Below are 357 nucleotides of genomic sequence, written 5' to 3'. Positions count from 1 at the left end.
TATAATGAAAAGCGACCAAACTCACATTAGAAAGCCTCATATGGAATAACTCGATTTTATCACAAAACTTCTTGGAATTGTTTATCACAAAACTTCTTGGAATTGAAGACCAAAATATCAAAATAGACAATCTTTTTGATGCCGGTACTCACAAAGAAATCCTGGCCCACCTTGACTATGATGCCCCTCCATGCCCTGCCTGCAAGGGACAGATGGCCAAATACGACTTCCAGAAACCTTCTAAAATCCCTTATCTGGAAACAGCAGGATACAAAACCCTTATCCGACTCAAAAAACGGCGCTTTCGCTGTAAAGGATGCAGGAAAATGGCTGTCGCCGAAACCTCCCTCGTCCAGA

The 357-nt window shown here is 42.3% G+C and carries 1 protein-coding gene; it reads left to right on the top strand.

The window, feature by feature from the left end:
- Window positions 1-71: 71 nt before the first annotated feature.
- Window positions 72-357, top strand: a 286-nt coding sequence (locus HMPREF2984_RS09410) for a transposase family protein (protein WP_142350442.1), incomplete at its 3' end; no start/stop codon positions are given.

It is taken from the genome of Streptococcus sp. HMSC066E07 (assembly GCF_001814695.1).
GTDB lineage: Bacteria > Bacillota > Bacilli > Lactobacillales > Streptococcaceae > Streptococcus > Streptococcus hominis.
The sequence above is the reverse complement of the archived record's forward strand: the minus strand, read 5'-3'. Positions and strand labels throughout refer to the sequence as shown.